The organism is Stenotrophomonas sp. YJH_SMC_12-1 (genome assembly GCF_059370935.1).
Map to the genome: position 1 here is coordinate 86,261 of NZ_JCAFUD010000005.1, position 18,435 is coordinate 104,695.

The 18,435-nt window shown below is 67.4% G+C and carries 12 protein-coding genes; 3 read left to right on the plus strand and 9 right to left on the minus strand.

Annotated elements, in window-relative coordinates; genetic code table 11:
* The first annotated feature begins 35 nt into the window (after positions 1–35).
* Together nudC and ampE are read left to right on the plus strand one after the other, a co-directional pair.
* Positions 36–941 (plus strand): NAD(+) diphosphatase, encoded by a 906-nt coding sequence (gene nudC / locus AC5P8Y_RS10725; RefSeq protein ID WP_049403567.1) that lies wholly within the window; start codon positions 36–38, stop codon positions 939–941.
* A gap of 134 nt (positions 942–1,075) precedes the next feature.
* Positions 1,076–1,963: a regulatory signaling modulator protein AmpE gene (ampE, locus tag AC5P8Y_RS10730; RefSeq protein ID WP_005414686.1), complete on the plus strand. Its 888-nt coding sequence runs from the start codon at positions 1,076–1,078 to the stop codon at positions 1,961–1,963.
* Positions 1,964–2,472: 509 nt separating this feature from the next.
* On the opposite strand, the gene AC5P8Y_RS10735 is transcribed toward ampE, so the two are convergent.
* From AC5P8Y_RS10735 to AC5P8Y_RS10775, 9 genes are all read right to left on the minus strand, one after another.
* Positions 2,473–2,898, minus strand: a complete 426-nt coding sequence (locus AC5P8Y_RS10735) for a DUF2752 domain-containing protein (RefSeq protein ID WP_049403569.1) — start codon at positions 2,896–2,898, stop codon at positions 2,473–2,475.
* Positions 2,899–2,941: 43 nt separating this feature from the next.
* Positions 2,942–3,220: a CD225/dispanin family protein gene (locus tag AC5P8Y_RS10740; RefSeq protein WP_005411298.1), complete on the minus strand. Its 279-nt coding sequence runs from the start codon at positions 3,218–3,220 to the stop codon at positions 2,942–2,944.
* Positions 3,221–3,254: 34 nt separating this feature from the next.
* The gene (locus tag AC5P8Y_RS10745; protein ID WP_005411297.1) at positions 3,255–3,542 is read right to left on the minus strand and encodes a CD225/dispanin family protein; all 288 of its coding nucleotides are present in this window, start codon (positions 3,540–3,542) and stop codon (positions 3,255–3,257) included.
* A 182-nt stretch (positions 3,543–3,724) separates the two neighbouring features.
* Positions 3,725–5,614: an MFS transporter gene (locus tag AC5P8Y_RS10750; RefSeq protein ID WP_495201963.1), complete on the minus strand. Its 1,890-nt coding sequence runs from the start codon at positions 5,612–5,614 to the stop codon at positions 3,725–3,727.
* Between the two features lie 84 nt (positions 5,615–5,698).
* Positions 5,699–6,493, minus strand: coding sequence for an SDR family NAD(P)-dependent oxidoreductase (locus AC5P8Y_RS10755; protein ID WP_012481431.1), 795 nt, complete (start codon positions 6,491–6,493; stop codon positions 5,699–5,701).
* A 156-nt stretch (positions 6,494–6,649) separates the two neighbouring features.
* Complete coding sequence (gene yccS / locus AC5P8Y_RS10760; protein ID WP_111109102.1) at positions 6,650–8,827, minus strand: YccS family putative transporter; 2,178 nt, start codon at positions 8,825–8,827, stop codon at positions 6,650–6,652.
* 168 nt (positions 8,828–8,995) lie between these two features.
* Positions 8,996–12,118 (minus strand): efflux RND transporter permease subunit, encoded by a 3,123-nt coding sequence (locus tag AC5P8Y_RS10765; protein WP_111109103.1) that lies wholly within the window; start codon positions 12,116–12,118, stop codon positions 8,996–8,998.
* A gap of 31 nt (positions 12,119–12,149) precedes the next feature.
* Positions 12,150–15,383, minus strand: coding sequence for an efflux RND transporter permease subunit (locus AC5P8Y_RS10770; RefSeq protein ID WP_005414680.1), 3,234 nt, complete (start codon positions 15,381–15,383; stop codon positions 12,150–12,152).
* A gap of 74 nt (positions 15,384–15,457) precedes the next feature.
* Entirely contained in the window at positions 15,458–16,702 is a 1,245-nt protein-coding gene (locus tag AC5P8Y_RS10775; protein WP_111109104.1) for an efflux RND transporter periplasmic adaptor subunit, read from the minus strand.
* A 188-nt stretch (positions 16,703–16,890) separates the two neighbouring features.
* On the opposite strand from AC5P8Y_RS10775, the gene AC5P8Y_RS10780 reads away from it, so the two are divergent.
* Complete coding sequence (locus tag AC5P8Y_RS10780; RefSeq protein ID WP_111109105.1) at positions 16,891–18,210, plus strand: M20 family metallopeptidase; 1,320 nt, start codon at positions 16,891–16,893, stop codon at positions 18,208–18,210.
* Positions 18,211–18,435: the final 225 nt, after the last annotated feature.

The window sequence follows — 18,435 nt, forward strand, 5'->3', positions numbered from 1 at the left end:
TTGCCACCCGCATCGATTGGCGGCACGCTTGCAGGATGCCCAATACTCCTTCGCCGCTTTCCGGTTTCGCCTTCGTGGGCGAACCGCTGGAGCGCGCCGATGCCCTGCGCGAAGATGCCGATGCACTGGCGCGCCTGTGGCCGGGCGCGCACATTCTGGTGCTCGATCAGGACGGCAGCGCCTTCACCGGCGATGACGACCAGCCGCTGGCGCTGACCGGCGCCGACATCGGCGGCGGTCCCGGCTCCGCGATCTTCCTCGGCCTGCGCGGGGAACAAGCGTGGTTCTCGGTTGAAGCCGCCAGCGTCACCGTCAGCGCACCACGTCGCCTCGACCTGCGCCAGGCCGCCCTGCTGTGGTCGGTGGCTGATGCGACCGCTTTCAGCTACGCACGTGGCATGTCCTACTGGCACTCGCGCACCCGTTTCTGCGGGGTATGTGGTGGTACCGTAGCGTTTGCCCGTGGCGGCTTCGTGGGGCGTTGCGCGCAGTGTTCCACCGAGCACTATCCGCGTGTCGACCCCGCTGTGATCGTGGCGGTTGAAAACCAGGGCCGCCTGCTGCTCGGCCGCCAGTCAAACTGGGCGCCACGTCGCTACTCGGTGCTGGCCGGCTTCGTCGAACCGGGCGAGACCTTCGAGCAGACCGTGGTGCGCGAAGTCCACGAGGAGAGCAAAGTGCGGGTGACGGCCTGCCAGTACCTCGGTTCGCAGCCCTGGCCATTCCCGGGTGCGCTGATGGTTGGCTTTCGCGCACAGGCGCAGGATGACCTGCCGACCGTGGACGGTGAGCTGGAAGACGCGCGCTGGTTCAGTGCCGACGAGGTCGGCGCAGCGCTGGCGCGCGATGTGGAGGACGATGGCCAGGGCATCCGCCTGTCGCCGCCGATCTCGATTTCGCGCGGCCTGATCGAGCATTGGTACCGGCAGCAGAAGGGCTGAGGCGGGCCGGCTGGGGTGATTGCATTGCCGCCACCTGAACACGGCACGGGTTACAGTCCGGTTCACCGCTGAGGGCGCTGCTGCGACAGGTAAGGTAGCGGCGCCGAGCGTTCTGTTTCGTAGGGAGACCTGCCATGTTCACCACTCTGGCCGCCGTGCTGGTGGCACTGGCCCTGGGCCATGTTGCTCCGGCCGCTGCTGCCTCGCTGCGCCGTTTCGACGGTTTCCGGCGTTGGCTGGGCTGGCTGGATGCGCGTGGTGGCAAGGCCTGGCAGGGACCGGCCGGCGTTGCCTTGGCCCTGCTGCCGCCGCTGTTGCTGATGGCGCTGCTGGCGTGGCTGTTGCGCGGGGTGCTGTTCGGCCTGCCGTCGCTGCTGCTGGGCGTGGCGGTGCTGGCCTGGTGCTGGGGCCCGCGTGACCTGGACCGCGATATCGAGGCCATCATCGATGCCGATGATGCGGCGACGCGGCAGGCTGCAGTGCGCAACCTGCAGTCGGCCGGCGGCAGCCTGCGCGAGGACATTCCGTCGCTGGTCGAGGCGACGGTGCTCAACGCACTGCGGCGCTGGTTCGCGGTGCTGTTCTGGTTCCTGTTGCTGGGCCCGGCTGGCGCGCTCGGTTACCGGCTGCTGGCGCTGATGGCGGAAAGCCCGATGCGTGCCCGCGTGCCGGTCGAGCCGCTGGCGCTGGCGCAGCGGCTGCTGGGCTGGATCGAGTGGCCGGTGGCACAGCTGATGGCGTTCTCGATGGCGCTGGTGGGCAACTTCGATACGGCGTGGAAGGCGTGGCGCCAGGCCCATGGCGAGCGCCTGACCGGCAACACCGGGTTCCTGGGTGCGGTGGCGCGGGCCAGCGTCAACGCCGAACTGCGCGAGGACGCGCACGACTACACCGAGGCGGGGCTGTTGCCGGTGTGGCAGCGGTTGCCGGACCTGCGTGATGCGATGAGCCTGGTGTGGCGGATGCTGCTGCTGTGGCTGGCGATCCTCGCCCTGCTGGTGATTGCAGGCTGGGTGACGTAGTTGCTTTGCAGGGCTTGCAGCCCTGCACCTGCAGAGGTAAACGCCAAAGCCAAAGCGGCTCTGGGTTGCTGAGGGTTGGGCGGGGCGGTGTGGGGCTGCAGGACACGCCGTAAACCCGTCCCTGGGGGCTCGATGGCGCCATCCATGGCGCCAACGGTCCTGCGGCCCCACACCGCCCCACCCCCGACAGTTTCCCGGTGACGGTGGGTCAACTGCGACTGCCGGTGGGTGTCGACCTTGGTCGACACGGTAGATCCACGCCATGCGTGGATGCGGAGCGAAGCGGTCCGCTTTCGCTTTTGATCTTCTTTTTCTTTTCCGTGGTGGACGCACACGGAAACTGTCCGTGGCCGGGCGGGTGGGCTGCGCAGGGGCGTGAGCCGCATGGATGCGGCGACCGAGCTTACATGGACGTACTCGCAGCGACCCCTGCGCAGTCCACCCGCCCGGCCTATCCCATGACCTACAAACGCCGCCCACCACGAGGGGCTGCGCCGTTGGCTGGAAACCTAGATCGGTGCCAGTGCAGTGAACGGTGCCCACGGCAGGTTGCGCAGCAGCGCATACCCGGGCAGCACCCAGAGCCAGAACACAGGATTGGCCAGCAACCGCATCAGCGGGTCGAGCACGCGTGGGCGGATGCCGGCGATGTTCAGCAGCATCAGCAACAGGAACGGCAGGCTGATGACCAGCAGCGGGTTCATCGCCATCGCGCCGGGCAGGTCGAAGTGGACCATGGAGTACAGGCAGCGCGTGCTGCCACAGCCCGGGCAGTACAGGCCGGTCAGGGCGTACAGCGGGCAGCTCGGCAGTGGATTGCCGGCGACATACGGATTGACGTTGCGCAGCACCACCGTGGCACCCACGGCCAGGCCGGCGGAAGCCAGCAGCGGCGCCCAGCGGGCGAGTCGGGAACGAGCGGGAAGCGCGGACATGCAACAACGGATCCGGCGCAGGCGCCGGATCCGTCCAGGCGTATCAGTAGCCGCTGTTGCTCATCGCGCCCATGCCGCCGAGCACGACGAAGAACAGCACGTACAGCACGACCAGCACGGCCCAGGCAATGGCCGACCAGATGGCCCACTTCTTGGCCTTGGCGGCGGAGTCCTGGGCGCCGGCGATGTCGCCAGCGGCCAGCTTGCCGTTGACCTGTGCGGCGTAGACGATCGACACGATGCCGGCCGGCAGGCAGCAGAACAGGGTGGTCAGGATGGCCCAGACCAGGTTGTTCGGGACCTGCGGAGTAGCGGTATTCATGGGTTCAAGCTCCTTGATGGGTGGTGGTGGTGAATCATTGGTCGGAAAGAGCGCCCAGTACGGCCAAGCCGCCGAACAGCCCGAGCCACAACAGCAACAGGACCGGCAGGGCCACGGCCGAAGCCACCGCCCACCAGCCCGCCTTGCGCGACGCGCTGTAGGCCCCCGGCAGATCGCCAGCCGCGCGGCGGCCATCGACCTGGGAGGCATAGACGATCGACACCACGCCCAACGGCAGGCAGCAGAACAGCGTCGTCAGGATCGCCCAGACCAGATGGTTGGGGATGTAGACCGGACGGCTGAGCGGTGGTGGTTGATTCAAAGCGAGACTCCATTCCTTGGTGGCCGGCCTTGGTGAATCGGCCGAACCTCCCCCCTGTGGGTGCGTAATCTACCGCAACCGGCGTTGCATGTATGCGTTTACACGCACGACATGTCGTGTTCGCCACTGGACGGTGGCGTATGCGGGGGAGGTTGCCGGGCCTGCCTGTCAGTCCGATTCTGTCAGGCGTGATCGCCGCGCAGGGCCCGCACCTGGGCTTCCAGCGCCTGGGCGTTGGTGGTGTGGCCGTCCATGGACGGTGCCGCCACTACCTCGACGGTGGCTCGGAAACGGCGTGGCACCCGCATGCGGCCGAGGCGGCTGTCGCGCCGGCTCCACATGCTCGACCACATGCCGCGCAGGGCCATCGGCACCACCGGCACCGGCCGCCGTTCGAGGATCTTCTCGACGCCGGACTTGAACGGGGCGATTGCACCATCCTTGGTCAGTGCGCCTTCCGGGAAGATGCAGACCAGCTCGCCTTCGGCCAACGCGGCGTCGATGTCATCGAACGCGCGTTGCATCAGCGCCGGGTCTTCGCGCGCACCGGCGATCGGGATCGCCTTGGCGGTACGGAAGATCCAGCGCATCACCGGGATGTTGAAGATCCTGTAGTACATGACGAAGCGCACCGGACGCGGAATCGTCGCCGACAGGATCAGTGCGTCCATGTAGCTGACATGGTTGCAGACCAGCAGCGCGGCGCCTTGGTCGGGCACGTTGGCTTCGATGCCGTGCGGGCGCAGCCGGTACAGGGTGCGCACCATCAGCCAGCTGAGGAAGCGCATCAGGAATTCGGGGACGATGGTGAAGATGTAGATCGCCACCAGCGCGTTGGCGATGGCCAGCGCCAGGAACTGCTGCGGGATGGTCCAGTGCAGCAGCTTGTGCGCGGCCAGTGACAACAGGGCTGCGCCGACGATGAAGCCGGAATTCTGGATGTTCAGCGCCGCGAACACGCGCGACATCTGCGCCTTCGGCGTGCGGCTCTGGATCAGCGCGAACAATGGCACCACGAAGATACCGGTGAACAGGCCGATGCCGATCAGGTCGATGACGATGCGGATGCTGCCGGGCTGCTGCAGGAAGGTGCCGATGGTCAACCCGTGCACCGTCGCCTCGCCGCTGCGCGCGAAGTACAGGTCGAGCAGGAACGCGGTCATGCCGAACGCGCCCAACGGCACCAGGCCGATTTCCACCGTGCGTGCCGACAGCTTTTCGCACAGCAGCGAGCCGACGCCGGTGCCGACCGAGAACAGGGCCAGCGCAAAGATGTACAGGGTCGGTTCGCCGCCGAGGTTGGTCACCGCATAGGCCGGCAGCTGCGAGGTCAGCACGGTGCCGACGAACCAGAACCAGGACACGCCCAGGATTGAATTGCGCACCGCCTTCTGCTGGCGCGCCATGCGCAGCACCGCCAGTGATTCCGGCAGCGGGTTCCAGTTGATCTTCAGGTCCGGGTCGCCGGCATCGACCTTGGGAATCAGGCGGGCGGCGATGTTGCCGCAGATCGCCAGCGCGATGATCGCGCACGCGGCCACCACCGTGCCATGGCTGCCGGCCACGGTGAACACCAGGCCGCCGACGATCATGCCGGACAGGATCGACATCGAGGTGCCCATCTCGACCAGACCGTTGCCGCCGGTCAGCTCTTCGGGCTTGAGCACCGAGGGCAGCACCGAGTACTTCACCGGGCCGAACAGGGTTGACTGCATACCGGTGCAGAACAAGGCGACCAGCAGCACCGGCAGGCTCTGGGTGAGGAAGCCGGTGGCCGCCAGCGACATGATCACGATCTCCATGGTGGTGGTGATCACGATCAGTCGCGATTTCTCCAGTTTGTCGGCGATCTGCCCGGCCAGTGCCGAGAACAGGAAGTACGGCAGGATGAAGATGGCCGGTGCCAGCGTGGCGTACAGCCCCAGTTCTTCCTCCGGCACGGCCATGAACAGCAACATGCTGATGATCGCCTGCCGGTACACGTTGTCGTTGAACGCACCGAGCGCCTGGACCACGAAGAACGGCAGGAAACGGCGCTGGCGCAGCAGGGCGAACTGGTTGTGACCGGACATGGAACCTCCTTGACCGGCGCAGCCTAGCATTCCTGCCTATCCGCTGTGGGTGCGGACCGTTGGTCCGCACACCTGTCGATGGTCTCAGACGATATCGTCGACCACGCCGCCATCCACGCGCAGTGCTGCACCGGAGGTGGCCGAAGCCTGCGGCGAGGCCAGGTACACCACCATGTTGGCTACTTCCTCGACCGTGGCGGTGCGCTGGATCACCGAAGACGGCCGGTGTGCCATCACGAACTCGCGGCCGATCTGCTCCAGCGGCTTGCCGCTGCGCTGGCGTTCATCTTCGAACATCGCCGCGAAACCGTCGGACAGGGTCGGGCCGGGCAGCACCGCGTTGACAGTGACGCCACTGCCGGCCACGCGCTTGGCCAGGCCGCGCGACAGCGACAGCTGCGCGGTCTTGCTGACACCGTAATGGATCATGTCGGCGGGAATGTTGCGTGCCGATTCGGAGGAGATGAACAGCACGCGGCCCCAGCCGGCGTCGACCATCGCCGGCAGCAGCGCACGCGACAGGCGCACGCCGGACATCACGTTGGTCTGCCAGTAGCGCTCCCAGGTGGCGTCTTCGGTCTCGAAGAAGTCCTCGGGGCCGAAGATGCCGGCGTTGTTGACCAGGATGTCGACCTTGGGCAGGCCGGCCAGCAGCACATCGACACCGGCTGCATCGGAAAGGTCGGCGGCGACGCCGATCACCTCGGCACCCGGAACGGCGGCGAGCAGGCGCTGGCGGGCGCGTTCGACACTGTCGGTGCTGCGGCCGTTGAGAATGACCCGCGCACCCGCCGCGGCAAGACCCTGGGCGATCGCCAGGCCGATGCCGGCGGTGGAAGCGGTAACGAGCGCGGTGCGGCCGGCGAGTTCGATCTTCATGGGGGGAGTCCAGGAGCAGGGGATCACCCAGTATCCGCGCAGGACCGTGATCGGGATGCAGCGCCAGGCGCAACACACGGTTGCACACGGTGCAGTAGATCCACGCCATGCGTGGATGGACTGCGGGTCGCGCCAGGCCATGCCCGGCGCCGGCCTTCAGGTGAGCGTGCGCACCGCCTCATTCGCCGCCGCCCGCACCTTCGGCAGCATCCGCAGCACCAGCGCCATCTGCGTGCGGATCAACTGCAGCTTCGCCGGCATCGCCTCGTCGATCTGCTCCAGTTCGGCCGCCACCGCGCGATCAGCGTCGTTGTCGTCCTCGTTGACCGGCTGCCGTGCGGTCAGGGCCGAGGCCAGCTGCTGCAGCGCCTTGCGCACGCGCTCACCGGCCGCCAATGCCAGCGGGTCGCCAGCAAAGCTGTCCACCTGGTCGCGATGCGCGCCCAGCGCCGACAGATGGCCAAGCAGCGTGTTGGACAGCGCCAGGAAGTGGAAGCCGGCATCCAGGTTGCGGCGCACGTGACCGGGTTCGCGCAGCATGTTCGACAGCGCGGTGGACAGCGCGGCGTCGGCGTTGTGCATGTCGCGGCGGGCGATGCGGTAGGCCAGGTCATCGCGCATGCCGCTGCGGTACTGGCCCAGCACCGAATCCAGGTAGCGCGCGGCGGTATCCAGCACCCGCGCCAGCACAAGGTGCAGCTGGCGGCCCTGCCAGTCGGGCAGGATCAGGAACGCGGCGGCAGCGGCGATCGCGCAGCCCAGCAGTGTGTCGACCATGCGCGGCACGATCAGCACGAAGCCATCGCCGATCAGGTTGAAGCAGGTCAGGGCCATCACCGTGATCGCCGCCGATGCCACCAGGTAGCGGTCGGTACGGGTGAAGAAGAACAGCAGCGCCGACAGCAGCGCGATCAGCAGTTGCACGTGCAGTTGCGGGAACAACTGCAGCAGCGCCCAGGTGAGCACGAGGCCCGCCACGGTGCCGACGATGCGCTGCGCCAGGCGTTGGCGGGTGGCGCCGAAGTTGGGCCGGCACACGAATACGATGGTCAGCAGCACCCACGAGCCGTTCTGCGCATTGAACAGGCGGATCGCGGCGAAACCGGCGATCAGCGCCAATGCCATGCGCAGGCCGTGGCGGAACAGGACAGAGCCGGGCGTGAGCTGCTGGCGCACGCGCACGCCCATCTCGCGCAGGGTATGCGGGTTGCTGTCGCGCAGGCGCGTATCGACATTGTCGAGGCTGGCCTCGGAGCGTTCGGCGTCAAGCAGGCGGCGTTCGATGCTGCGCAGGTTGTGCACCAGCAGGTCCAGCGAACCCAGCAGTCGCTGCCACTGCGGGCGCTGCTGGTCGCGCAGGTAGGCCAGCGCATCGGCCAGGTCGCGCCCGGCCTGCTGGTTGCTTTCGCCATACACAAACGGGCGGCGCAGGCGGATCGCCTCGCCCAGGCGCGCGCAGGCCTGGCCTTGAAGATCGAGCAGGCGCTGGCAGCGGTACAGCACGTCGCTGTGGAAGAACGCATCGACCAGGGCACCGTAAGGGTAGTGCGAGGAACTGGCGCGCTCGTGGAAATCCTGTGCCATGTAATAGAGGCGCAGGTACAGGCCGGAGTTCACGCCCGGCCGCCCGGAACGGCCGAAGCGGGCGAGAATCGCGGTCTTGGCCTCGTTCAACGCGCCGACCACGCGCCGGTTCTGCTCGGCCAGGTTGAGCTGGCGGCGTTGCAGGTCGGCCTCACGTACCGGTTCGAACAGGGCGGCCTTCAGCTGCAGGTAGCGGCCCAGCTCGATGTAAAGCCGCGCCACGCGCTCGCGCACCGGTCGGTTGGCGAACAGTGCGGTCCACAGGATCGACAGCAGTCCGTACCAGAGGGCGCCCGCCAGCAGGTGGCTGACCGCTTGCAGCGCGGTGTGCAGGTCGCTGGCACCGTGCTGCTCCAGCCCGATCATCGTGTAGATCGCCAGCGTTACCGTGGCCTGGGCGATGGATGCGTAGCGCTCGCCGAGCGCGCCCAGCAGGGTCAGGCCGAAGGTGGACAGTGCCAGCGCGCCGATGAAGATCCATGGCCACGGGAACAGCCAGATCACCGAGGCTGCAGCGATACAGAAACACAGCAGCGACAGCAGCACCGCCTTGGTCCGGCCCCACCAGTTGTCGTCGGTCTCGGCGATGGCGCTGGCGATGATGCCGAGGAAAACGCCGGGCAGGGCGGTCAGCGCATCCAGCTGCCAGCACACGGCAAGCGCTGCGGTCAGGGCGATGAACACGCGCAGGCCGTAACTGGCCTTCTCGTGGGCCCACAGGCGGCTGAGGCGGGATTGGCGGGCGGGCATGCAGGCTCGGCGGAAGGATCTCCCACCATTATTGCGGGGTGCGCGTGAAATATGGAGGGCGGACCACTGCGGTAGTGCCGGCCGCTGGCCGGCAGATTTGCCGTACCGAGAAAGCCGGCCAGCGGCCGGCTCTACCCTTGGATCCACGCCATGCGTGGATGGGCCGTTCTACGCACGCTGCGCGCGCTTGAGCAGCTTCGCTTCGCGCTTGCGCGCGCGACGGGCCCGCCAGCGTTCGGCCAGGCACGAGAAGATCACGTACAGCGCCGGCGTGCTGAGCAGGGTCAGGCTCTGCGAGAACAGCAGGCCGCCGATCATCGCGATGCCCAGCGGGCGGCGCAGTTCGGAGCCTTCGCCCAGGCCGATCGCCAGCGGCACCGCCGCCAGGATCGCCACCATCGTGGTCATCATGATCGGGCGGAAGCGCACGATGCTGGCCTCGCGCGCGGCATCGCGCGGTGCCAGGCCATGCTCGCGCTGCGCCACCAGCGCGAAGTCGATCATCATGATCGCGTTCTTCTTGACGATGCCGATCAACAGCACCAGCGCGATCATCGAGATCACCGACAACTCGGTGTTGGTGCCGAACAACGCGAGCAGTGCACCCACGCCCGCCGCCGGCAGCGTGGACAGGATGGTGACCGGATGGATCAGGCTCTCGTAGAGCATGCCCAGCACCAGGTACACGGTCAGGATCGCGGCGAACACCAGGATCAGCATGTCGCTGGGGTCGGAGTTGAAGCCGAAGCCCGCATCATCGGCCAGGCGGATGTCACCAGGCATGCGCATGCCGGCCACGGTCGCGTCGATGATCGCCTTGGCCTCACCCATGCTCACGTTCGGAGCCAGGTTGTAGCTGAGGTCCATCGTCGTGTACTGGTTCTCGTGGGTGATCTGCGACGGGGCCAGGCCGGGCATCTGCGTGGCCACCGCGGTGATCGGCACCATGTCGCCGTTGCGCGCACGCACGTACACCTCGTCCAGCGCGGCGGGGGTGGCGGTCTGCGAGGGCAGGGCGTTGACCACCACGCTGTACTGGTTGATGTCCGAATAGATGGTGGAGATCTGGCGCTGGCCGAACGCACCGTACAGCGCACCGTCGATGGCACCCACGGTGATACCCAGGCGTGCGGCCTTGGCGCGGTCGATCTGGATGTTCTGGCGCAGGCCGGCGTTGTCCACGTCGGTACCGACATCGCGCAGCTTGGGGTTCTTCTTCAGCTCCGCCTGCAGCTTGGGCAGCCATTCCTGCAGCGATGCCAGGTCGTTGCCCTGCAGCGAGATGCGGTACTGCGCGCCCTGGCTGGAACCGCCGCCATCGTTGCTGGGCAGATCCTGGATCGCGCGCAGGCGCAGCTGCAGGTCGGGGTAGCGGTCGGCCTTGGCACTCAGCCGTGCGAGTGCGTGCGCCGTGGTTTCGCGACGGCCATCGCTGCGCGACTTCAGCTCGATGTTGAACTGTGCGCTGGAGCCCTGGCGGCCGCTGCCCAGGCGCACGCCCACGGTCTTCACCGCGGGGTCGGCCATCAGCATGTCGGTGATGCGACGCTGGCGGGCGACCATGTCCTCGAAGGACACCGTGGCGCTGGAATTGGCGCGGCCCCAGATCAGGCCGGTGTCCTGCGGCGGGAACGCGCCCTTTTTCACCGCGCCGAACAGGAAGACGGTGGCGCCGATCAGGATCAGCGGGGTCAGCGACAGCAGCAGCGCGTGGCGCAGCGAGAAGTCGAGGAACACGGTGTAGACGCGAAGCATGCGCTCATGGCCGGCATCCAGCCAGCGGCCGAAGCGCGACGGCGGCGCGCTGTGGTCGTGCGCGCTGAGGAACCGGCTGCACAGCGCCGGAGTCAGCGTCAGCGAGACGATCATGGACACCACGATGGCCGCCACCAGGGTGACGGTGAATTCGCGGAAGAACGCACCCATCATGCCGCTGGCGAACAGGAGCGGGATGAACACCGCCACCAGCGAGGCGGTGATCGAGACGATGGTAAAGCCGATCTCGCGCGCGCCGGTGAGCGCCGCCTGCATCCGCGGCATGCCTTCGTCGAGGTGGCGCATGATGTTCTCGATCACCACGATCGCATCGTCGACCACGAAGCCGATGGCGATCACCAGCGCCAGCAGGCTCAGGTTGTTCAGGGTGAAGCCCATCACGTACATCACCAGCGCGGCACCGGCCAGCGACAGTGGCACGGTCACCGCGGCGATCAGCGTGGGTGCCAGCCGGCGCAGGAACAGCGCCATGGTCAGCACCACCATCGCCAGGCTGATCAGCAGGGTGATCTGCACTTCATGCAGCGACGAGCGGATGGTCGGCGTTCGGTCGAAGTACGGCGTCATCGTGGTGCCGGGCTGCAGGTAATCGCGCAGGGTCGGGATCTGCGCCTTGACCCGGTCCACGGTCTCCACGATGTTGGCGCCGGCACGGGTGAACACGTACATCACCACCGCCGGTTTGTGGTCGAACCACGCGGCCTGGTAGGCATCCTGCTGGCCGTCGTAGACGTTGGCGATGTCCTTCAGGCGGATCACCCGGCCATCGCCCTGGGTCTTGACCACCAGGTCGGCGAAGTCGGCGGCACGCGCCACCGAGTCGTTGGCGATGATCGCGGTAGTGGTGTTGCCGTCGCTGAGGAAGCCGGTGGGCGAGGTCACGTTGGCCGCGCGCACGGCGTTGCGCAGGTCATCGGCGGTCAGGCCGAGCGTGTTCATCAGGCGCAGGTTGACGTCCACACGCACCGCCGGCGTCGAAGCGCCAGCGATGTCGACCGAAGCAACGCCGCTGATCTGGCGGATGCGCTGGGCCAGCAGCGAGTCGGCGACGTTGTACAGCTCGTCGGCCGACTGCGTCTGCGAGGTCAGCGCGATGGCGATGACCGGGTCGTCGTTCGGATTCGCCTTCTGGTACATCGGCGAACCCATGCCCGAAGGCAGGTCGGCCTGCGCCGAGTTGATCGCGGTCTGCACGTCCAGCGCGGCCGAATCGATGTTGTGGCCGCTCTGGAAGATCATGAACACCAGCGAGCTGCCTTCCGAGCTCGACGAGCGCATGCGGTCGATGCCCGGCAGCTGGCCGAGGTGGCGCTCCAGCGGCGCGGTGACTGTCGAGGCCATGGTCGCCGCATCCGCGCCGGACTGGCTGGCGTGCACGAAGATCACCGGGATCTCGATGTTCGGCAGTGCCGATACGCCCAGGCGCAGGTAGCAGATCAGGCCGACCATGAACAGGCCGATGGCCAGCAGGGCGGTGCCGATCGGGCGGCGGATGAAGGGGCCGGACAGGTTCATCGTGCGGCCCACCGCAGCAGCGGCGCGTGGATCATGCCTGCGGCTCCTGCAGCGAACCGTTGCGCAGTGCGCGCTGCTCGCGGCGGCGCGCCAGCCATTCGGAGAAGCGTTCCATGTACAGGTAGATCACCGGCGTTGTGTACAGCGTGACCAGCTGCGACAGCAGCAGGCCGCCGACGATGGCGATGCCCAGCGGGCGGCGCAGCTCCGAGCCGATGCCGGTGCCCAGCGCCAGCGGCAGTGCGCCGAGCATGGCCGCGGCGGTGGTCATCATGATCGGGCGGAAGCGCAGCAGGCAGGCGCGGCGGATCGCTTCATGCGCGTTGGCACCGGCGCGACGCGCCTCGATTGCGAAGTCCACCATCATGATGCCGTTCTTCTTGACGATGCCGATCAGCAGCACGATGCCGACGATGCCGTCCACCGACAGGCTCAGCCCGCACAGCATCAGCGCCAGCAGCGCGCCGACGCCGGCCGGTGGCAGCGTGGAGATGATCGTGATGGGGTGGATGTAGCTCTCGTAGAGCACGCCGAGCACGATGTAGATCACCACCAGCGAGGCCAGCAGCAGCCACACCACATCGGTCTGGCTGCCGGTGAATTCGGCGGCCTTGCCGATGAACTCGGCATGCAGGTGTGCCGGCATGTCCAGGCTGTCCTTGGTCTCCTGGATCGCACGCACCGCTTCGGACAGCGAATAGCCCGGCGCCACGTTGAACGAGACCGTCACTGCCGGCAGCTGCTGCTGGTGGCTGACCACCAGCGGCGCACTGCTGACCTTGCCTTCGGCCAGCGCCGACAGCGGAATGATGTTGCCGGCGCCGACCGTGATGCCGGTGTTCTGCGCGCCGATGCCGGTGGCGGTGGACGAGTTGGACGAGGTGACCTGGCCGAAGCTGGTGGCATTGGTGCCGGTCAGCGCGCCGGCGCCGTTGGAAGCCACGGCCAGCTGTTCCATCAGCGCGGTGCTGGTACGGAACTCCGGCGCCACTTCCAGCACAACCCGATACTGGTTGAGTTCGGTGAAGATGGTCGAGATCTGGCGCTGGCCGAACGCATCGTAGAGCGTGTCGTCGATGGTCTGCATCGGCACGCCCAGCACACTGGCCTTGTCGCGGTCGATGTTCAGTTCAAGCGCGCGGCCCTGGTTGGACAGGTTGTTGTCCACGTCGGCCAGTTCCGGGCGCTTGCGCAGCGCTTCGGTCAGGCGCGTGGCCTGCGTGGCCACTTCGGCGCTGTCCACGTCCGACAGCGAGTACTGGTATTCGGTGGCGGCCACGCGGGTATCGAGGGTCACGTCCTGCACCGGTTTCAGGTACAGGGCCACGCCCGGAATACCGGCTACCGCCTTCTGCAGGCGCGGCAGGATCTCATCCAGGCCATCACGCTGGCTGCGCTCCTTCAGCACGATCGACAGCTGGCCCTGGTTGAGCGTGGGGTTCATGCTGCCGGCACCGATGAACGCCGACACGCCGGTCACGTCCGGATCCTGGCGCAGCGCTTCGGCAACCTGCCTTGTGCGCTGTTCCATCTGCGGGAAAGCGATGTTCTGGTCGGCCTGCACCACGCCGGTGATCAGGCCGGTGTCCTGTTCGGGCAGCAGCCCCTTGGGAATCAGCACATACAGCAGCACGGTCAGCACCAGCGCGCCGCCGGCCACGGCCAGGGTCAGGCGCTGGTGGCCCAGCACCCAGTCCAGGCTGTGCTCGTACAGGCCGACGGTGCGCGTCCACAGGTTCTGCTTGCCGGCCGCCGCTGCACGCTCGTGCGCGTCCTCGCCTTCGGGCAGGGCGTCGGGCTTGAGCAGGTAGGCGCACATCATCGGGGTCAGCGTCAGCGAGATCAGCATCGACAGCACCACGGCGATGCTCAGCACCCAGGCGAACTCGTGGAACAGGCGGCCGGTGACGCCAGGCATCAGCAGCAGCGGCAGGAACACCGCCACCAGCGAGACCGTCAGCGACAGCACGGTGAAGCCGATCTGGCGTGCGCCGATCTCGGCCGCTTCCTTGCCACTCTTGCCCTGCTCGATGTAACGCACGATGTTCTCGATCATCACGATCGCATCGTCGACCACGAAGCCGGTAGCCACCACCAGCGCCATCAGCGACAGGTTGTCCAGCGACATGCCGGCAAAGGCCATCACAGCGAAGGTGCCGGCCAGCGACAGCGGCACCGCCACCGAGGGGATGATGGTGGCCCACAGCCGGCGCAGGAACACGAAGATCACCGCCACCACCAGGCCGATGGTGAGGATCAGGGTGAACTGCACTTCATGCACCGAGGCGCGGATGGTCTCGGTGCGGTCGTTGAAGATCTCCAGGTGCACGTCGGCCGGCAGCACGCCCTGCAGCTGGGGCAGGATCGCGCGGATGCGCTCGACGGTCTGCACGATGTTGGCGCCCGGCTGGCGACGCACTTCCAGCAGCACCGCCGGCTTGCCATCGGCCCAGGCCGCCAGCTGGTCGTTCTCCACGCCGTCGACCACCTCGGCCACGTCGGACAGCCGCACCGGGCGGCCGTTCTTGTAGCTGATGATGGTGTCGCGGTACTCGGCGGCGCTGGCCAGCTGGTCGTTGGTGCCGATGCTGTAGGACTGGGTCTTGCCGTTCAACGAGCCCTTGGGCGCATTGACGTTGGCCTGGGTGAGCGCGCTGCGCAGCTGTTCCAGGGTCAGGCCCATGTTCGACAGCTGCGCCGGATTGACCTGGATGCGCACGGCCGGGCGCACGTTGCCGGCAATCGAGACCAGGCCGACGCCCTGCACCTGCGACAGGCGCTGGGCCAGGATCGAGTCGGCGTAATTGTTGACGTCGCGCAGCGGGCGCGTGTCAGAGGTCAGTTTCAGGGTGACGATGGCCGCGTCGGCCGGGTTCACCCGGTTGTAGACCGGCTGGTAGGGCAGCGACGAGGGCAGGGTGGCCTGGCGGATCGCCGCCTGCACGTCCTGCGCGGCGATGTCGATGTCGCGGTCCATCGAGAACTGCAGGATGATCGTGGACAAGCCAGCCGACGAGTCGGAGGTCATCAGCTCCAGCCCGGAGATCTGGCCGAACTGGCGCTCCAGCGGCGTGGTGACCAGCGAGGCCATGGTGGTGGCGTTGGCGCCGGGGTACTGGGTGGTGACCACCAGGCTGGGCGCATCGATTTCCGGCAGCGCCGACACCGGCAGCTTGCGGTAACCGAGGATGCCCAGCAGCAACAGGCCCGCCATCAACAGCGAGGTAGCGATCGGGCGGCGGATGAAGATCGTCGAAAAGCCCACGGACTGATCCTTGCTGGCACTTCAATGTCGGCGCCGGCGGGTCCGCCGGCGCGAGGGAGAACCGTGGCCTGCGCTCAGCGCGGACCGCCACCGCGACGGCCACCGCCGCCACCGTTCTTCTGTTCGGCCGCCTTCAGCTCGGCCTCGGTCGGTGCGGCCGGGGTTTCGCCCGGCTTCAGCGCGGTGACCTTGCTGCCCGGCTTCAGGCGGAACTGGCCTTCACTGACCACCCGCTCGCCGCCCTTCAGGCCTTCGGCGATCTGCACCTGGCTGTCGCCCACTTCCACGCCGCTGCGCACGGTCTGCATCTTCACCGTGTTGTCGCCCTGCACGACGTAGACGTACTCGCCATCCGGCCCACGCAGCACGGCCTGGGTCGGAATGACCACGCCGCCGGCAATCGTGCGCAGCTGCATGCGCACGTTGACGAACTGGCCCGGCCACAGGCCGTTGTCGGTGTTGTCGAACAGCGCGCGCGCCTTGAAGGTGCCGCTGTCGGCACTGATCAGGTTGTCGACCACGTCCAGCTTGCCGTCGCCGGACAGCACGTGCGAGTCGGCGCGGTCCAGTGCCGCCACCGGCACCGCGCCGGCGGCCTGCGCCTGGCGCACGTCGCCGAGCTGGCGTTCGGGCAGGTTGAACAGGACGTGGATCGGGTGGATCTGGGTCAGGGTGACCAGCGCGGTGCCGGCGTTGACCACGTTGCCCGCGTCGACCGCGCGGATGCCGGCGATGCCGGTGATCGGTGCGGTGACCCTGGTGTACTGCAGCTGCACCTGTGCCGAGCGCATGCTGGCCTCGTTCGCCGCGACTGCGCTTTCGTACTGTGCCACTTGGTTTCGCTGTGTATCCAGATCGGTCTTGGCGACGAACTGGCGGTACTCCGGCGCATTGGAGCGCTGGTAGTTGGAGCGCGCGGTGGCCAGCAGCGCCTCGTTCTGGCGCTTGGCTGCCGCGGCCTGGTCATAGCTGGCCTGGGCGGTGCGTGGATCGATCACTGCCAGCACGTCGCCCTTCTTCACTTCCTGGCCTTCGCGGAAGTTCAGGCTCATCAGCTGGCCACCGACCTGCGGGCTGACGGTGACGGTGTTCATTGCCGTCACGGTACCCAGTGCGCTGGCATACACCGGTACGTCCTGGTGCGTGGCCTCGACCACGGTCACCGGCACCGGGCCGGCATCCGGGTCTTCGCCACCCTTGCGCGCTCCCGCTGCCGGCTTTCCAGCCTTGTCCTTGCCCCCGCCGATGACGCGCAGGCCGACCACGGCCAGCACCAGAACCGCCACGACCAGCAGCACGATCTTCCAAACACGTGACATTACGAGGACTCCAAGAGGGCTGGACGGGGCGCGGCCCCGGTTGGCAATGCGCAAAGCATACCTGTGCCACATCACGTTTCCTGCATGACGGATGGGACGGGCGCTAAGACCGGATCCGGCCGCGGAGGTTCCCGTGGCGGCGGTGTTGCCCTACATTCAGCTGGACCCCTCTTGCTGTGGAGATTGCGATGCGCCGTTCGCTGCTGCTGTCCGCCCTGCTGCTGGCCCTGCCGGCCGTTGCCCACGCCCAGGACGGGCAACGCCCCGAAGTGACCGCCGCTGCCCAGCGCCTGCAGGCCAAGGTGGTTGAATGGCGCCGCGACTTCCATCAGCACCCGGAACTGTCCAACCGCGAGGTGCGCACCTCGGCCGAGGTCGCCAAGCGCCTGCGTGCGATGGGCTTGAAGCCGAAGACCGGCATCGCCCACCACGGCGTGGTGGCGATCATCGAAGGCGGCAAGCCCGGCCCGAAGATCGCGCTGCGTGCGGACATGGACGCGCTGCCGGTGACCGAGCAGACCGGGCTGCCGTTCGCCTCCAAGGCCACCGACCAGTACCGCGGCCAGACCGTGGGCGTGATGCATGCCTGCGGCCATGACGCGCACACCGCCACCCTGCTGGGCGTGGCCGAAGCGCTGGTGTCGATGAAGAAGGACCTGCCGGGCCAGGTGATGCTGATCTTCCAGCCGGCCGAGGAAGGCGCACCGCCGCCGGAAGAGGGCGGTGCCGCGCTGATGCTGAAGGAAGGCCTGTTCGCCGACTTCAAGCCGGAGGCGGTGTTTGGCCTGCATGTGTTCTCCAGCGTGCAGGCCGGTCAGATCGCCGTGCGTGGCGGTCCGCTGATGGCAGCCTCGGACCGCTTCGGCATCAAGGTGATCGGTCGCCAGACGCACGGCTCCGCACCGTGGAACGGTGTCGACCCGATCGTGGCCACGGCCGATCTGGTCGGTACCGCGCAGACCATCGTCAGCCGCCGCGCCAACCTGTCCAAGCAACCGGCGGTGCTGACCTTCGGTGCGATCAACGGCGGCATCCGCTACAACATCATTCCGGACGAGGTGGAGATGGTCGGCACCATCCGCACCTTCGACGAGGGCATGCGCCAGCAGATCTTCGCCGACCTGCGCAACGTGGCCGAACACACCGCCGCCGCGCACGGTGCGAAGGCGGTGACCGACATCTACGAATCGGAAGGCAACCCGGCCACGGTGAACGACCCGGCGCTGACCGCGAAGATGCTGCCGAGCCTGCAGGCGGTGGTGGGCAAGGACAACGTGTACGAGCCACCGCTGCAGATGGGCGCGGAAGATTTCTCGCTGTACGCGAAGGAAGTGCCGGGCATGTTCTTCTTCGTCGGTTCCACCAGCGTGGGCATCGACCCGGCGACGGCGCCGGCCAATCATTCGCCGAAGTTCCTGCTGGATGAGAAGGCGCTGGATGTCGGACTGCGCGCGTTGCTGCAGGTGAGCCTGGATTACTTGAACGGTGCAGGCACGCCTGCGGGGTGAGGGTTTCCGGCAGGGCTTGCAGCCCCGCACCCGCCTAAATCAACGTCAACGTCAAAAGCGGGCATTCCGTGGGATGGCGGGGTGGGTCCGGTTGAGGGGGACGCCGTAAACCCGTCCATGGGGGCTTGGCCGCGGCATCCATGCCGCGGACACCCCCTCAACCGGACCCACCCCGCCTTCGACAGTTTCCCGCGGCTGTTGGTGCCCGCTGCTGTTGGTGGGTGC